The sequence below is a fragment of the Ostreibacterium oceani genome, from assembly GCF_009362845.1.
Lineage (GTDB): Bacteria > Pseudomonadota > Gammaproteobacteria > Cardiobacteriales > Ostreibacteriaceae > Ostreibacterium > Ostreibacterium oceani.
This window is the reverse complement of record NZ_WHNW01000010.1, coordinates 52270-69290: the sequence shown is the minus strand read 5'-3', so window position 1 is coordinate 69290 and position 17021 is coordinate 52270. Positions and strand designations below refer to the sequence as shown.

Here is a 17021-nt window from a genome sequence, read left to right as displayed (position 1 = left end):
GGAAATTATCGGTAGAATAGGTTGTTATACGTACTGGAATTCATGTCGTACTTTAATTAACTCGTACTTTAATTAACTTAATTAACGCATTACCTTTACTGGAGAGCCTTATGTCAATGACTATCACCAAAACGCTAACTCACACGCTACTGCCTCAATCAATCCATTCACTGCCCGTACAGGTTGGCTTAGCCATTGCGGGTAGTTTATTACTCACCCTATCGGCCAAGCTGTCGATTCCATTTATCCCGGTTCCTTTTACCATGCAAACTTTTGCCGTCTTGGTGATTGGCATGGCTTTTGGCTGGCGCTTAGGTGCATCAACGGTACTATTTTATTTAGCGCAAGGCGCATTGGGCTTGCCCGTCTTTGCAACAGGCGCTGGCATTCCCTATATGGTCGGTCCCACAGGCGGCTATCTCATTGGTTTTGTCTTTGCCGCGGCATTATGTGGCCTGCTCGCTGAAAAAGGCTGGGATCGGACCGTAAAACACACCGCCTTTGCCATGACGCTAGGCACTGCCGTTATTTATCTATTTGGTGGCGCGTGGCTTAGTTTGCTTATCGGTGTTGAAAAAGCGTTAGCTGCTGGCATCATCCCTTTTATCCCAGGCGAGATTGTCAAGATCGTTTTGGCTTGCGCGGTGATGCCCTTGGTCTGGAAGTGGGTGTCTAAAAGTCGCGCAGCAAACAGCGCCAATAACTAGCCACAATAACTAGGCGCTGGACAATTAACCCCTACACACCCATGCAAGCACACACAAACGCTGCCAAAGAAACACCACACACCGCGTCACCGCAGCGTGTTTGGCAGCATTTATGTCAAGAAGGCGAGCAGGTCATTCAAGACGAACCCTTGCTCGCCAGTTTTGTGCATGCCTTTGTCCTAAAACACGACAATTTACCATCATCGTTGAGTTTTATGGCAGCCAACAAATTGAGTGATGGCGTACTCCCAATGATTACGCTATACGAACTCTTTTTAGACGCTTACGAACAAGCCCCAGCAATCGCCGATGCGGCTGCTTATGATATCACCGCCGTTTACGAACGCGACCCTGCAATCAATCAAACGCTAACTATTTTATTGTATTTAAAAGGATATCACGCTATACAAATCCACCGAGTCGCCAATACGCTTTGGCAACAAAACCGCAAAAACCTAGCGCTTTATATCCAAAGCCGCAGCTCGGCTGTGTTTGGTGTTGATATTCACCCTGCTGCGCGCATTGGTCAAGGCGTTATGTTCGACCATGCCACAGGCATTGTTATTGGCGAAACCGCGGTTATCGGCGATGACGTCTCTATTTTGCAAGGCGTTACACTGGGGGGCACGGGCAAAGACTGCGGTGATCGACATCCAAAGGTGCGTAGTGGCGTCTTAATTGGTTGTGGCGCTCAGATTTTGGGCAACATCGAAATCGGCGCTAATGCCAAAGTTGGCGCGGGCAGCGTTGTATTACAAGACGTACCTGCCAATGCAACCGTGGTTGGCGTACCCGCGATTAAAGTCGGACAAAACAAAACCCAACACCCCAGCCAAGACATGAATCAAAATGTCCTCGAAGGCGTTGACTTATCGCAGTTTATCCATTTTGGTCATGGCATTTAACCCGACATTTCTCAGGCGCTAATTGCAACTTGTTGGCTTAACGTACCAAGCGCATCTGCGTTTAGCGCGTGTTTAGACTGTGTTTAGATTTTTAAAGATTTGTCTACACAATCAGCCAAACACTCATTCAAACACTCATTCAAGCACCCACTAAAAACCATTAAATGACTATCTGTTACCTTCAAATAACCCCCAATATCCAATGAATCATCAAACCACTTATCACAACCCCTTTTATCAACAACATTTACTCAAGCTAATTGATTATCAACAAGCGGACATCACCCAGCTATTAAATCTCGCGGCACACCTAAAACACGAGAAACAAACAGCGGCCGAAACACCGTATTTACAAGGGAAAAATATCGCCCTTATTTTTGAAAAAGCCTCAACAAGGACTCGTATCTCATTCGAGGTCGCCGCCCATGACCAAGGGGCAAACGTCACCTACTTAGGCCCTTCTGGCAGCCAAATCGGTCACAAGGAATCCATGGCAGATACCGCCAGAGTATTGGGGCGCGTCTATGATGCCATTCAATACCGTGGTTACTCGCAGGCACAGGTTGAGATACTCGCGCAATACGCTGGCGTCCCTGTTTACAATGGACTGACCGATGATTTTCATCCTACACAAGGGCTGGCTGATTTATTCACCATGCGCGAACATAGCAACAAACCCCTTAGCGACATTGCTTATTGTTTTGTCGGAGACTGCCGATTTAATATGGCCAATACGTCGCTGCTGGCGGGCGCCATCATGGGCATGGATGTTCGTTTGTTATGCCCTGACGCCCTACGACCTAATCAATCTATCATCGACAAAGCCCAGACAATTGCACAGCAATCTGGTGCTAAAATCACTATCACCGCAGACAAAGACCACGCCTTGTCGGGGTGTGATTTTGTGCACACCGATGTGTGGGTCTCGATGGGTGAGCCTGAATCGGCATGGGGAGAGCGTATCGCACTGCTCCGTGATTTTCAAGTCAACGATAGCTTGTTAGAAAAAACACACAATCCAGCGGTCAAATTTATGCACTGCCTACCCGCCTTTCATAACGATGAAACCATTATCGGCAAAAAAATCTTTGAGCAGTATGGGTTAATGGGCTTAGAAGTCAGTGACAGCGTGTTTGAAAGCACACAATCAATCGTCTTTGACCAATCCGAAAATCGCCTGCACACCATCAAAGCCATGATGGTTGCAACGCTGGTTGCTGATTTATCCTTTATGGATTAAAACGTTATGGACTAAAACGCCGCAAACTAAAATAATCGACTAAAACAATCGGCTAGAACAGCCGAGCACCTCACTCAACAGGTAACACACCGCATTAAGGCATAACACGATGCCGCCAAGCCCTTGCCGTTTGTCGCGCATAATGCAGTGTGACTGGACTGTCGCCATTAGCCGTTTTGCCGCTTAAATGTCGCACAAGCCTTACCTGCCCTAAGCGCTGGGCATCATAGTTAGCCCCCTGCCAACGCAAAACGGCATGTGCATAAACAGAATTCGCATATACAGAATTCGCATAAGCGGCATGCGTATCCAGTGGTGCGTTAACGTCCTCAGTCTTAGCTTTTTCATCTGTCAGCAGGTTAAAGGTCTCATCGTACCACTGGATTTGACCACGGCAAGCACTGGTTGTCATGTCAATGCGTAGCTGAATATTGACAAGCGAAACGGGCTGGCAGTAGCTGGCCGCAAACGGCAAATCCATCGGTTTTAGCGTAATGACTGTTGCCTCTGGGAATGCCGCCAACAGTGTTGCCGTTGCCGATATCTTACTAATTTTATCATCGGTTAATACGATGGTGTCTAGCGTTAATTGCTGCGCGCTTAGCAGCCGTTGCCATTTTTCTGCGGTATTAATCTGACGATAACGCCGCCCTGGGTCAATGATTATTGCTTCGCTGCCATTGTGAACGAGGACACTGGTTTGCCGCTCGTCCGCCAGCCAAAATTCGCCTTGCTGACGAATCGATAAGTTTGGCCATAAAAACAACCCTAGCATCCCGAGTAGCACCGACAAACCACACAGCAAATCAAATTGACGGCGATGCGGTTTTTTTTGCTTAGCCCGCCAACACAAAAGCACCACAAGATAAAGCGAAACCCACCCAATAACTTGATAAAGGCTTGGACGAAACGTAGGCGACAATATCCAGTCCAATTCATCAAACGCGCTGATTACTGACCACATGGCGGTTACCGAAAAGTCCAACAGCAGCCAAATCGGTGCGGCCACTACGGGGTGAATCGCACTCGCCACCCCAACCAACAATGCCCACGGTAGCACCCACATAGTCAGCCACGGAATTACCAGCAAATTGACCGCCAAAGCCGATAAACTGATATAACCAAAGGTTAACCAGACAATCGGCAACAGTACCAACATAATCAATAACTGCATCATCAGAATTTTCAAAAACGGCGGCCAGCTCAGTCTTGCGCACCACATCACCACATAGGTCGCAATAAACGATAAGTAAAACCCCACCGAGAGCAAGGCATAAGGATCCACCAATAAAACCATCGCCGCGGCCAGCAATAAACTCTGTATCGTCAACTCCCGCCGCATCAACCAAGAGATAATCAACAATGAAAACATAATGGTTGCGCGTTTGACTGGCGTATCAAAGCCCGTTAACGCCGCATAGGCCACGATAACCACCAGCGCAACAACGGCACCAACTTGTATCGGCAAGACACGACCAGCACCTCGGGTAAATAAAGCCCAAAGCCCTTGTGCAATCACCCACGTCCATAACCCAACTAGCCCAACGTGTAACCCAGAGATGGCTAATAAATGACTAGTCCCCGTGCTTTGCATCGTGTCTTTTTGCGCCCGAGACAATTCATCACGACTGCCTGTCACCAACGCGGTGACGATGGCGGCATTATTGGGCGCTAAGTGTCGTTCAAATTGCGTGCGCAAAGCATGGCGCCATTTTACCAAGGTGTTGGCACGGTCATCGTGAGCAAGGACTTTGAATGACTTTAATTCATAATACACCGATTGGCTAATCAAGTATTTCTCATAATCAAAATCATGGGCGTTGACACGAGAATGTACTGGCACTAACCGCCCCGTCAATTGCCATCGCTTATCCGCCTGGTCGACAAACTGTGACGTATTATCCCATAATAGCAGCGTTTGTTTTGCCAGTGATAATTGCGATGTGCCTGCCGATGTACCTGCCGCCGATGCACCTGCCGATGCCGCTGCGCAGTCAATTGGCTCTGTCGCGAGTAGTACGCGCTTAGTGGCTTTGCCACTGGCCTTGACCGTCGCCCAAAAGGTGCAGTTATCCAAGGACGTTGTCGCAGGATACTGTGTCTGCCAACCCAATGCCACTACCGCCAGACACAATCCCAACACAAGGAAATACCCACGGTAAAAAGCGGTTGCACCGACCAATAAGGCAAGCAACACCGCCCAATCATTTGGAATCCAAGCGCCATATAGACAAATTATTAACGTAATGGCTTGGGCACTCAGTAACCAAACCACGTCAGGAACGCTTCGCATTGCTCGCATTAACACGGTCACTGCCTTCATTTCACGACTGTCTTTCGCTACTATTTTCGCTACTACTTTCACTACTATTTTCGCTATCGCTTGCTCAATTGTTTATGCCTTTAAAGATACCCCTTTAAAGATACCCCTTTAAAGATACCCCTTTAAAGATACCCCTTCAAAGATACCCCTTTAAAAACGACTGACAAAAACTAGCCTACCTAAAAGGTGTCTATTAACCCGTTAAAATGGCGCGTGGCGCTGATAAATTTGTTGCATTGCTTCGGCACTGCTGGGTTCAAACGGAATCGAACGGTACTGGCTTTGCAAATGCATCCGAAATGCCACAAAAAATGCTCGGTCCTCAATCAACAAATAGGGGTTAGTTTGTTTCTGACGCCCCAATGAATCAATGGGTTGCTGCCCGTAATCATGACCACAATAAATTGATAATGCATCCGCCAAACTTTTTAAGCGTTGCAAGCTATCAAATAGCTGGTGCGCATCGCTATCAGGAAAATCACAGTGACCACAACCGTCAATAAACAACGTATCACCCACAATCAACGCGTTATTGGTTTTGTACGTCACACCGCCTGCCGTATGGCCTGGCGTAGCAATCACTTCAATTTTCTGCGCCCCCAAATTGATGCAATCACCATCGCGCACCCAATGTGGCTTATCCAAATGAATGCGCCCAACGGCATACTCTGCCTCGCTCACATAAACTGGTATGTCGTATTTGGCGAGCAGTGGTTTGACCGCGGAGGTGTGATCGGCGTGGGTATGCGTCAGTAAAATCCCAACAGGCGTTAGCTGATATTGCTCAAGTTGTTGAATGATGGCAGACGCATCCCAAGCAGGGTCGATAATAAAAGCCTCGCGACAGGCACTATCGGCCACAATATGCAGCAAGTTATCCGCCCCATCGACGGTAAAGGTAAATACAGTGGTTGTCATTGAGTCCTCCAGATCTTTGCGATTGATTTACAGTGGGTTAGCCACTCATTGATGATTTTATCGTATCACAAAACCCCAACAAATAATGGTCTAGGCAATATTCTCATTGATTTTTGTGTATTTTTTAATGACAATAACCATCAAACATCAACCATTTTTATGGCTGCCCCAACTCAATTTGGGTCTTTTTAACGCTTTTTTTATTTTTTTTTGCGGCATACCGCCAAAACGAAAAATCAAATGTAATCATTGATAATCACTTGATACCAAAGGTCATAACATGAATACCATAAACTACCGAATCGAACACGATACGATGGGCGAGGTCAAAGTTCCCGCCGATAAATATTGGGGTGCACAGACAGAACGCTCACGCAATAATTTCAAAATCGGGCCAGCAGGCTCTATGCCGCAGGAAATCATCTATGCATTTGCTTATTTAAAAAAAGCAGCGGCCTATGCCAACGCGGATGCAGGCGTATTACCCGAGGATAAAAAGGACTTAATCGGGCAAGTTTGTGATGAAATTCTCGCTGGCGCACTCGATGATCAATTTCCGCTGGTTATTTGGCAAACAGGCTCTGGCACACAGTCCAACATGAATGTCAACGAAGTCATTGCCAATCGCGCACAAGTGCTAACTGGTGGGCAGTTAGGTGAAAAACCTACCGTACACCCAAACGATGATGTCAACAAATCGCAATCTTCAAATGACACCTACCCCACCGCCATGCATATCGCGGCGTATAAAAAAGTCGTTGAAACCACCTTACCTGGTATTAGCCTTTTACGCGACACCTTGCATGCCAAAGCCACTGCATTTAACGAGGTTGTCAAAATCGGACGCACGCACCTCATGGATGCCACGCCACTGACGGTTGGCCAAGAGTTTTCAGGCTATGTCGCCCAGCTCGATTTTGCGATTAAAGCCATCAACAATACGTTGCCTCACCTCAGCGAATTAGCCCTTGGTGGCAGCGCCGTTGGCACTGGGCTAAATACACCCAAAGGCTATGACATCGCAACAGCCAAGTATATGGCTGAATTTACGGGACTACCCTTTAAAACCGCCAAAAACAAGTTTGAATCCCTAGCCGCACACGATGCCATGGTAGAAACACACGGCGCGTTAAAGCAGCTAGCTGTCGCGCTTTATAAAATCGCCAATGATATTCGTTTGCTCGCCTCTGGTCCACGTTCGGGCATCGGTGAAATCCTTATCCCCGAGAATGAACCAGGGTCATCTATCATGCCCGGCAAAGTCAACCCCACGCAATGCGAAGCCATGACCATGGTCTGTGCGCAAGTCATTGGCAACGATAGCACCATTACCTTTGCTGGCACCCAAGGGCAGTTTGAGCTCAATGTTTTCAAACCCGTGATGGCGGCTAATCTACTGCAATCTGCTCAGTTACTCGCAGATGCCTGTGTCTCGTTTAATGAACATTGTGCAATCGGTATCGAGCCGAATTACCCGCGCATCCAAGAGCAACTCGACAAATCATTAATGCTAGTCACCGCGCTAAACCCGCATATTGGCTATGACAATGCAGCCAAAATTGCCAAAACCGCGCACAACAACGGCACCACCTTAAAGGCGGCCGCCATTGAGCTCGGGCTGCTAACCGAAGCACAATTTGACGAATGGGTGCAGCCCCGCAACATGGTTGGCAGTTTATCTTAATCCGCCTCGCAATTAGGGGACAATTAGGAGATAATTAGGGTAAATTATTTCAATCAACCAATCTGTTTGCAATAAGCAATAGGTAAGCAATAGGTAAGCAATAGGTAAGCAATAGGTAAGCAATAGGCAATGTATGACTCAGACCAACCATTTCGCGCATAACGCGCAAAATAAAACGCAAAGTAACATTCATATCGGTGCGGCACAATTTGCCTCAATAACCGGCGATTTGTCTGCTAATTTCGAACAGCACAGATTTTATATCGAACAAGCCAAAGCCGAAAACATCGATTTGCTCGTCTTCTCTGAGCTAAGCCTCGTGGGGCATTACGGCGCTGAAAATTTATTAGCAGTCACCATGAAACGAGACGACCCTAGATTAGTCGCTTTATCTCAATTCGCAGGGGACATGCGCATTATTGTTGGCTTTATCGAAGAAGGCCCAGCCGCGCAATTCTACAACGCGGCAGGCGTCTATCAAAATGGTCGCCTCGTTTACATCCACCGTAAAATCAACCTGCCCTCTTATGGCAAACTGATTGAAACCAAATACTATGCCCAAGGTCGCTTTGTTGACACCAAATCACTGACTGCTGATTGGCGTATGGGTTTGCTAATTTGTGCCGACCTGTGGAACCCCGCACTGACACACTTGGCATTTTTGCACGGTGCAACACTGCTGGTCTCACCGATAAGCTCTGGTGTTGAAGCAGTCGGCGAAGCATTCGATAACCCCAATGGTTGGAGTAGCACGATGCATTTTTACTCGATGATGTATGGTGCGCCATCTGTCATGGTCAATCGAACAGGCACCGAGCTAGATCTAACCTTTTGGGGCGGTTCTCGAATTTTAGATCCTTTTGGCAAAGTGTTAGCACAAGCCGACCAAGCGCCAGCGCTCATCAGCGCCGTGTTAGATTTTGAGCAGGTGCGTCAAGCCCGTGCGTTACTACCAACCGTCCGTGATAGCAATGTGAGCTTAGTGCTCGGTGAAACCGCACGGCTAATTAAACAGCTCGGGATTCCTGATATCATCCGTGATGACGACGCTTTACCTAACACCTCGTCTAACAGCCACCAAAGATAACAGATAATGCCTAACCCAAAATCCCCCTTAGATAGTACAGCCGACTTGAGCATCAAAGAAACCACACAAGGCACCTCACAGCATACTGCGCAACCCATTCATTTCATTATTGATGCATCGCTAGATAATTTGCGATTTGATGTGGCGTTAGCGCGCCTATTACCCGATCTATCCCGCAGCCATTTACAAACACTAATCAAATCAGGGGATGTACAGCTAAACCAAGCAACCAGCACACCCAAACAACGTGTGCATCTGGGCGATACCATCACAGGCGAACTCATTAGCAAAGCCCAATGCGACCACACACCCCAGTCAATTGACCTAGAGATTATTTACCAAGACGCTGCCGTTATTGTCATCAATAAACCCGCTGGCCTTGTCGTTCACCCTGGCGCTGGCAACCCCGATAATACGCTACTCAACGCGCTGCTGTATCATTTCCCTGAATGTCAACACGTGCCGCGTGCAGGGATTGTCCATCGCTTAGACAAAGACACCAGCGGCGTCATGGTGGTGGCCAAAACCATCGAAGCGCAATTTAGCCTCGTGCAGCAACTACAATCTCGTTCGGTTAAGCGCCATTATGTCGCATTAGTCGCGGGGCAATTTAGTGGTGGCGGCACGGTCAATGCCCGTATTGGGCGTTCAGGCAATGACCGACTACGCATGGCAATCACGCCAGGCGGCAAAGAAGCCATTACCCATTACCACATCCTGCAACATTTCAAAGGACTGACACTCATCGAATGCCAATTAGAAACAGGGCGCACCCATCAAATCCGTGTACATATGGCACACATTCGCCACCCTATCATCGGCGATGGGCTATACAGTGGACGCCAGCGCATCCCCAAAGGGCTGGATGCCGAAACCCGCGAACGCATCTTGGGCTTTCCCAGACAAGCGCTGCATGCGAGGACGTTGGCTTTTATCCATCCTAGCACTGGCGAGCTCATGACATTTGAGACCGAAATTCCTGCCGACATGAGCGACCTTATCGCAACACTGCCTAACGACCAAGCAGATGATACGGATGACGCATTGACCTTTGCGGATATCCCCCTGTTTTATGAAATCGATGAAGATGAGGATTTAGATAACGGTTTAGATGACGGTGACAGTGATGACAGCCATGACGATGACGGTGACTTCGATGATGAAATCACGTGAGCAGAAAAGCAAATACTAGTAGCTGCATAACAGCTACTTTTAAACGCGGTTAAAAATGAGAGCCCCCCGACGGTTTCGCTAATGTCGTCTGCCATGTATTCGCCGCTCATGCGTGCGTTAGCCAGTTGAGCAAAAAGCCCCTCTTATTGTTTTTATTTTTTTTCTAAAGATCAATGGACTAATCAATGCCGTAACAATAAGAAGAAAGCTCGCTTGAAAAAGCGATAGCCTATTTTCCCAGACAAGCGAACCTGCGTACGCAAATCCTATCATGAAATAAAAAAAAGCGAAAACCACGACTAAGGTAAGAAGAGTCTCTGATTTGGAGTGAATTTTGCTATCTTGCTGATTGTTTTTCTTTAACGCCGCTCTAATTAATAAGTTATTTAAAAACAAATTAACAGTAAATAAGTGTATCACCCAAAGAATAATAAATAAGATACAAAAAATCACACTCTCTCCCTAATTTTCCAAAACACAAAAATCAAGCCTATTAAAAAAAGAGAAAATAAAATCATCGGTATTCTGTCTGAAAATCGAATACCATCAAACACGTCACTAAATGTATTTACTACGATAAAAATAAGCACAATACAGGTTGATATCGTATGTCGTCTGTAGCAAGTAGATCGTTTTTCTTCGTTATTGAATTTATTATTTAATAACAATACCCAATAAGAAATATAGAAATAAAAATAGACCCAAGTGGCGAATGTAAAATAATAAATGTCTACCCAATTTTCATTCATAGCTTATTAGCCCTTATGTTATTTTTCTTTCTGATAGTTAGTTTTCTCGCACATTGATCTGCTCAACAAAAAATGGAGTCCTTTTAATTATATGCATACAAGAAGTAATCTATTGAAACAGCAATAATACCATGAAAAGCCCAAATGGTTACCATCTTTAAATCGTAAATTTTATTCTCTGCAGAGCACCGATAATGGTTGCGTACCCTCTGCTTTTAAATGCGTTTAAAAATGGGAGGATTACCTCTACAAACCAAATTTTTAGCAAATTCTTTCATTTCATTTAACATTATTGGTATTAATATGCCTGTTACTATTGCAGTCAAAGCAACGCCTAATATTCAATATGTGCAATTCATCTGATTTCTATTTTTTTATCAAAAATATAAATAATAAAATCTACGCAAACAAATACATTTAACCACCCAGCTCCTACTTTCCCTTTACTAGGCCAACTCAGGGCGGTTTTTAAATGCATCTAGCGCCTCAGGATTGGCGAGCGCCGTCAGATTATTAATGGGCTGACCGTGCACCACGTCACGCACCGCAATCTCCACGACTTTGCCGCTTTTGGTTTTGGGGATGGCATCGACCTGCAAAATGACCGCAGGCACATGGCGCGGCGTGGTATTTTGGCGGATGGTTTGCTTGATTTCATTGATTAGCGCATCAGATAGCTTTTCCCCATCGCACAGCTGGACAAATAACACCACACGGATATCGTCTTCGTACTGCTGGCCTATCACCACCGAATCAACCACGTTGGCGACTTTTTCAACCTGACGATAAATTTCAGCCGTCCCAATCCTTACGCCCCCCGGATTTAGAATGCTGTCTGAACGCCCGTGAAAAACCAATCCATGATGCACGGTGATTTCAACAAAATCACCGTGACACCACACGCCATTAAACCGCGAAAAATAAGCCTCGTGGTATTTTTCGTCACCCACATCCTGCCAAAATCTGATGGGCATACAAGGAAAGGGCTTTTTACAGACGAGTTCACCTTTGGCGTTATCGGCGTTGCTGGCATTATCGGCATTGTTGGCGCTGCGAACGGGATGACCAGCATCGTCAAATGCATCAACAGCCAAACCCAACCCGCGCGTTTGTATTTCACCTCGATAAACTGGCAACGTGGGTGAACCCAACACAAAACACGACACAATATCCGTCCCGCCTGAAATCGAGGACAAACACACCTCGGTTTTTATTTTGTCATACACATAGTCAAAGCTATGCCCTGATAGCGGAGAACCTGTTGATAAAATCGAACGCAGGCTACCCAAGTGATAGTGATCTTCGGGCGAAAAGTCGATTTTATTTAACGCATCAATATACTTGGCCGACACGCCAAAATGGTTAATATTGGCTTTGTCGATATAATCAAACAGTACTTTGCCTTGGTCAATAAAGGGAGAACCATCGTATAAACAAAGTGTTGCACCCGCTGCTAGCCCCGATACTAACCAATTCCACATCATCCAACCACAAGTCGTAAAATAAAACAGGCGCTCGCCTGATTTAACATCGGCATGGAGTTTGAGCTCTTTTAGATGCTGTAGCAATACGCCACCAGCACAGTGTACAATGCATTTGGGCTTACCCGTTGTCCCCGATGAAAACAAAATATACACGGGATGGTTAAACGAAAAGCGTTCAAATTCGATGGTGTCGGCCTGATATTCAGCCAGTGCCGAGGCAAACGTCAAATACCGCGCACCACCCAATGCCGTGTTATCCCCAGCATACTCGACAACAACGGTTTGTTTTACACTGGGTAATGCTGCGACAACGGCTGCAAATTTTTCACGACAATCAAAAGACTTCCCGTTGTAATAATAGCCATTGACCACAAATAAGACTTTGGGGGCAATTTGTCCAAAACGATCTAATAACCCCTGCTCACCAAAATCGGGCGAACACGACGACCAAATCGCCCCCAATGATGTCGTCGCCAGCATCGCCACCACCGTTTCTGGCATATTGGGCAACACCCCTGCAACACAATCGCCTTTGCCAACGCCTTGTGCGATTAAAAACTGCCTAAGCTGCGCCACCTGACGATACAACGTGGCAAAGGTCATGGTTTTTTCAACCTGATCCTCGCCCCGAAAAATAATGGCGATATCCTCGCTACGATTTTGCAAAAAATGTTCGGCAAAGTTAAGTCGGCCATCAGGGAAGAAGCGACGATGGTAAAATGCGTCAGCATCGCTGATGACACGCCCGCCTTTATCGCCAATCACGCCACAAAAATCCCAACACTCAGACCAAAAGTCCAAATCATTGCGTATCGACCAATCATACAACTGATGAAAATCAGTGATATTTACCTCATATTTTTTGTTTATTGCTTTAATAAACTGCGTCGACTGTGCTGCGTCGATTGTTTCTGCTGAAGGGCTCCAAAGTTGCATAGTGTGTTATTTACGTTGTTATACAATAAAATGCGTCGGGCTAATCAATTTCATCACCATTTTCATTACCAGTCTGGGGTCATGAGGGCTTTCGTTTCCTCATAGGTCGCAATCCGTCGATGATACCGCGCTAATTGGCTAGCGGTTTGCGCAATCAATTCACCATTATCCGCCGCCAATCGTCCATCGGCTAAATGCAGGTTATTTTCAAAGCCAATCCGCATTTGCCCACCGAGTAGCGCCGATGCCGCCGCTACTGCAGATTCTTTGCGCCCAAATGCACAACCCATCCAGCTCGAGATACCCGTCATATTAGCAAAAAAGGGTAATAACTCGCTAGGATCCGACTGTTGATTATCGGCATAACGCCCTAGCACAAACAAACAAGGATAAGCTCGCCCAGGTAATACATGGCGATGCAGCAAATCCTGTAAGCGTTGACAATCTGACGTATCATACAAAATAAGTTGTGGCAAAATAGTCCTGTCTTTTAAAAAAGCAAAAAAATCCGCAATCACGGAATCGCTAATTATCACTGGCATCATCTCGCGAACCGCGATTGATACACCAAATGTCGCTTGCCCTGCTTGTTTTGCGGCCAGTTCTCGCACAGCGGCCATTTGAGCGGCTGTATCAAATAGACCCACTGCCTCTGTTGTTGCTTGTAAAAATAATTGTTCCTCGCCGACGCGCTGACGAATGGCATCAAATGCCGCATTGTAACGTGTTGCATCAATGCTATGCGCCAAATTCGCATCACGCACATGAAGATGCATCATAGAAGCCCCCGCCGCCAAGCAGTTCACCGCAGTATCAGCGAGTTCATCCGCGGTTAGTGGTAATGCGGCATGGTCGTCATATTGTTTACGCGCACCGTTCGGCGCTACTGCTAGCACCATCGGCGCTAATGACGGCGATGATGATGGCGCTAATGACGGCGATGATGCACTCATTTTGTTGCGATTCCGTCCATTACTGTTGTTATCGTTTTTTCTAGTTTATCAACGATTTCATCTATCTCATGCGCTTGAATAATATAGGCAGGCGCCAGCAAAACATGGTTGCCATTGACGCCATCAATCGTTCCAGCAATTGGATAGCACATCAGTCCATTGTCCATCGCCACTGCGCGAATACGTGAAGCAATCGGCAATGAGGCATCGTGCGGTGTTTTGCTGGCTTTATCGGCAACCAACTCAATCCCTTTAAACAATCCTCGTCCACGAATTTCCCCAACATAGGGCTTATCCGCTAGCTGTTCGTGCAAGCGTTGACTCAAGTAATCACCTTGTTTGACCACATTATCCAATAAATTTTCAGATTTGATAATACGCTGCGTTGCCAAGCCTGCCGCAACCGCAGTGGCGTGACAAATATAGGTATGCCCATGCTGAAAAAAACCAGCGCCTTGTCGGATTGCATCGACAATAAAGGCTTTCATAAACACCGCGCCCAGTGGTTGATAGCCAGCGGCAATGCCTTTGGCAACTGCCTGAATATCAGGGGTGATTCCGTCTTGGGTATAGGCATGTAATGTGCCAGTACGCCCCATACCACACATTACCTCATCGAGAATCAGCAGTACATCGTATTGGTCACAAATCTCACGAATTCGCTTAAAATAAGTCGGCGCTGGTGGCAGACACCCTGCCGTTGCCCCAACGACCGTTTCGGCAACAAACGCGGCGACGTTTTCAGCGCCTAGGCGTAAAATTTCTGCCTCTAATTCGTTGGCAGCACGCAGCCCATAGGCTTCTGCGCTTTCATCGGGTTGCTTTTCACGGTACTCATAGCAAGCAGAAATATGGTTTGCGCCAATGAGAATATCCTTATAAGGTGCCTTTCTTGCTTCATTCCCCCCTAACGACAACGCACCTAGCGTATTACCATGATAGCTTTGCTTGCGCGCGATGAAGTAGCGTTTACTGGGTTTGCCTGTGTCAACAAAATACTGGCGCGCCATTTTGATTGCGGCTTCGATGGCTTCAGAACCACCCGAAACAAAATACACATGGCTCATTACACCATTTGTATCGTTGACTAGCGCTTCGGCTGCTTGTTCTAAAATGTCGGTGGTAAAAAATGACGAATGGACAAAAGGGAGCTTGTCTATTTGCGCGTTGATTGCCGTTTTCAGGGGCGCATAATCATAACCCAAACAGGACACCGCCGCCCCGCCACAGGCATCAATATAGCGCTTGCCTTGGTTATCGATGACATAGACGCCTTCACCCGATACGGCGACAGGGTAAGTTTGTTGCAAACTTCGATGAAAAACATGGCTCATATAGATAATTACCAAAAAAAGTTGAATTAACTCGCTATTATTAAAATGATTTTTGCCGCTAAATGCAAGCAAAAATAACAATCAAACGTATTATTGCTAACTAACTACCAACTTAGCACGCTATACACCCGTTAATCAATAGCCCGTTTAACGCGCTACTTTATACCATCCCACTAAGTGCGCTACTAGGGAAATACGAATAAAATAACCTAAAGAGCAAGACCTCGCGTTAAATTTATTTTATAATTAACCGCATTAAATAGACAATAAACTAATAGGCAAACTGATTATGACACCTCGCCAAGCCACCATAACACGCAATACCAACGAAACCAACATTCACCTAGCGCTCCAGCTAGGGTCATCTGATACCTCAGATATCAATACGGGCGTTGGTTTTTTAGACCATATGCTCGAACAAATCGCACGCCACGCACAGATCAAATTGGTCGTGCATTGCAAGGGTGACACGCACATTGATGACCACCACAGCACCGAAGACATCGGCATTGCGCTAGGACAAGCACTGAATGACGCTTTAGGCGATAAAAAAGGCATTACCCGCTATGGCTCGGCATACTGCCCATTAGATGAATCACTCAGCCGTGTGGTTATTGACCTATCTGGTCGTCCAGGTTTGTATTTTTTTGCCGACTTTCCCAGTGAGAAGATCGGACAATTCGACACCGAGCTGGTCGCTGAATTTTTTCAAGGCTTTGCCAACCACGCCAAAGCCAGCCTGCATATTGACAACCTACGTGGCAAAAACTCGCACCACATTGCAGAGAGCATCTTCAAAGCCTTTGCCCGCGCATTACGACAAGCGATTACCATCGATGACACCATGATAGATGCTATCCCGTCCACCAAAGGTGCGCTATAAATGCAGCAAACCATCACCGTCGTTGACTATGGCATGGGCAACTTGCACTCGGTGCACAAAGCCATCTCGCATGTTAGCGATGCCAACACCCGTGTCATGGTCAGTAGCCAAGCCAAAGACATTAATAATGCTCACCGCGTTGTATTGCCTGGACAGGGCGCAATCGCAGGCTGCATGCAGCACATCCACGACAACGGACTCTACGACGCGATTCAAGCCGCAGCCCAAACAAAACCCTTTCTCGCCATCTGTATCGGACCACAATTACTGATGGAATACAGCGAAGAAAATGGCGGCGTGAATGGCTTCGGCTTATTCAAAGGACGCTGCAAACGCTTTTCTGATGAGATGCCCAGACGCAACCCTCCATTAAAAATCCCTCACATGGGTTGGAGTGCGGTTAAACAAACGCAGCCCCATTCGCTGTGGCAACACATCCCTGACGGTAGTCGTTTTTATTTTGTGCATAGTTATTACCTTGCCCCGACAGACGATAGTATTACCGTGGGTACTTGTGACTATGGACAGATTTTTGCCTCAGCACTTGCCAAAGACAATATTTTCACAACCCAATGCCACCCAGAAAAAAGTGCCGATACTGGCTTACAATTATTCAAAAATTTCGTGCATTGGAATCCTTAATGA

Annotated in this window: 13 protein-coding genes; 8 read left to right on the top strand and 5 right to left on the bottom strand. The window is 46.6% G+C overall.

The window, feature by feature from the left end; translation table 11 throughout:
• Window positions 1–110: 110 nt before the first annotated feature.
• From GCU85_RS08260 to argF, 3 genes are all read left to right on the top strand, one after another.
• Window positions 111–707, top strand: a complete 597-nt coding sequence (locus GCU85_RS08260) for a biotin transporter BioY (RefSeq protein ID WP_152810706.1) — start codon at window positions 111–113, stop codon at window positions 705–707.
• 41 nt (window positions 708–748) lie between these two features.
• Window positions 749–1612 (top strand): serine O-acetyltransferase, encoded by an 864-nt coding sequence (cysE, locus tag GCU85_RS08255; protein ID WP_152810705.1) that lies wholly within the window; start codon window positions 749–751, stop codon window positions 1610–1612.
• Between the two features lie 202 nt (window positions 1613–1814).
• Window positions 1815–2852, top strand: a complete 1038-nt coding sequence (gene argF / locus GCU85_RS08250; RefSeq protein ID WP_152810704.1) for an ornithine carbamoyltransferase — start codon at window positions 1815–1817, stop codon at window positions 2850–2852.
• Between the two features lie 94 nt (window positions 2853–2946).
• Here argF and GCU85_RS08245 read toward each other — a convergent pair whose 3' ends face one another.
• Both GCU85_RS08245 and GCU85_RS08240 read right to left on the bottom strand, forming a co-directional pair.
• Entirely contained in the window at window positions 2947–5217 is a 2271-nt protein-coding gene (locus tag GCU85_RS08245) for a ComEC/Rec2 family competence protein (protein ID WP_152810703.1), read from the bottom strand.
• A 159-nt stretch (window positions 5218–5376) separates the two neighbouring features.
• Window positions 5377–6093 carry an MBL fold metallo-hydrolase gene (locus GCU85_RS08240; protein ID WP_152810702.1) on the bottom strand — a complete coding sequence of 239 codons (717 nt, stop codon included), beginning with the start codon at window positions 6091–6093 and terminating at the stop codon, window positions 5377–5379.
• Window positions 6094–6382: 289 nt separating this feature from the next.
• On the opposite strand from GCU85_RS08240, the gene fumC reads away from it, so the two are divergent.
• From fumC to rluD, 3 genes are all read left to right on the top strand, one after another.
• Window positions 6383–7777: a class II fumarate hydratase gene (fumC, locus tag GCU85_RS08235; RefSeq protein WP_328592818.1), complete on the top strand. Its 1395-nt coding sequence runs from the start codon at window positions 6383–6385 to the stop codon at window positions 7775–7777.
• 133 nt (window positions 7778–7910) lie between these two features.
• Window positions 7911–8864, top strand: coding sequence for a nitrilase-related carbon-nitrogen hydrolase (locus GCU85_RS08230; RefSeq protein WP_152810700.1), 954 nt, complete (start codon window positions 7911–7913; stop codon window positions 8862–8864).
• A gap of 6 nt (window positions 8865–8870) precedes the next feature.
• Window positions 8871–10037, top strand: coding sequence for a 23S rRNA pseudouridine(1911/1915/1917) synthase RluD (gene rluD, locus GCU85_RS08225; protein ID WP_152810699.1), 1167 nt, complete (start codon window positions 8871–8873; stop codon window positions 10035–10037).
• A gap of 1195 nt (window positions 10038–11232) precedes the next feature.
• On the opposite strand, the gene GCU85_RS08220 is transcribed toward rluD, so the two are convergent.
• From GCU85_RS08220 to GCU85_RS08210, 3 genes are all read right to left on the bottom strand, one after another.
• The gene (locus GCU85_RS08220) at window positions 11233–13206 is read right to left on the bottom strand and encodes an acetoacetate--CoA ligase (protein WP_152810698.1); all 1974 of its coding nucleotides are present in this window, start codon (window positions 13204–13206) and stop codon (window positions 11233–11235) included.
• A 65-nt stretch (window positions 13207–13271) separates the two neighbouring features.
• Complete coding sequence (locus tag GCU85_RS08215) at window positions 13272–14159, bottom strand: BKACE family enzyme (RefSeq protein WP_152810697.1); 888 nt, start codon at window positions 14157–14159, stop codon at window positions 13272–13274.
• On the bottom strand, window positions 14156–15493 hold the full coding sequence (locus GCU85_RS08210) for an aspartate aminotransferase family protein (protein ID WP_152810696.1): 1338 nt from the start codon (window positions 15491–15493) through the stop codon (window positions 14156–14158). Before GCU85_RS08210 ends, GCU85_RS08215 begins: the two co-directional genes overlap by 4 nt.
• A 289-nt stretch (window positions 15494–15782) precedes the next feature.
• Here GCU85_RS08210 and hisB point away from each other — a divergent pair, with 289 nt between their 5' ends.
• Window positions 15783–16376 carry an imidazoleglycerol-phosphate dehydratase HisB gene (gene hisB / locus GCU85_RS08205; protein ID WP_152810695.1) on the top strand — a complete coding sequence of 198 codons (594 nt, stop codon included), beginning with the start codon at window positions 15783–15785 and terminating at the stop codon, window positions 16374–16376.
• The gene (hisH, locus tag GCU85_RS08200; protein WP_152810694.1) at window positions 16377–17018 is read left to right on the top strand and encodes an imidazole glycerol phosphate synthase subunit HisH; all 642 of its coding nucleotides are present in this window, start codon (window positions 16377–16379) and stop codon (window positions 17016–17018) included.
• Window positions 17019–17021 lie beyond the last annotated feature (3 nt).

Coding starts and splice junctions, on each gene's coding strand:
- GCU85_RS08260 (WP_152810706.1), top strand. CDS start 111: ATGTCAATGACTATCACCAAAACGCTAACTCACACGCTACTGCCTCAA.
- cysE (WP_152810705.1), top strand. CDS start 749: ATGCAAGCACACACAAACGCTGCCAAAGAAACACCACACACCGCGTCA.
- argF (WP_152810704.1), top strand. CDS start 1,815: ATGAATCATCAAACCACTTATCACAACCCCTTTTATCAACAACATTTA.
- GCU85_RS08240 (WP_152810702.1), bottom strand. CDS start 6,093: ATGACAACCACTGTATTTACCTTTACCGTCGATGGGGCGGATAACTTG.
- GCU85_RS08230 (WP_152810700.1), top strand. CDS start 7,911: ATGACTCAGACCAACCATTTCGCGCATAACGCGCAAAATAAAACGCAA.
- rluD (WP_152810699.1), top strand. CDS start 8,871: ATGCCTAACCCAAAATCCCCCTTAGATAGTACAGCCGACTTGAGCATC.
- GCU85_RS08220 (WP_152810698.1), bottom strand. CDS start 13,206: ATGCAACTTTGGAGCCCTTCAGCAGAAACAATCGACGCAGCACAGTCG.
- GCU85_RS08215 (WP_152810697.1), bottom strand. CDS start 14,159: ATGAGTGCATCATCGCCGTCATTAGCGCCATCATCATCGCCGTCATTA.
- GCU85_RS08210 (WP_152810696.1), bottom strand. CDS start 15,493: ATGAGCCATGTTTTTCATCGAAGTTTGCAACAAACTTACCCTGTCGCC.
- hisB (WP_152810695.1), top strand. CDS start 15,783: ATGACACCTCGCCAAGCCACCATAACACGCAATACCAACGAAACCAAC.
- hisH (WP_152810694.1), top strand. CDS start 16,377: ATGCAGCAAACCATCACCGTCGTTGACTATGGCATGGGCAACTTGCAC.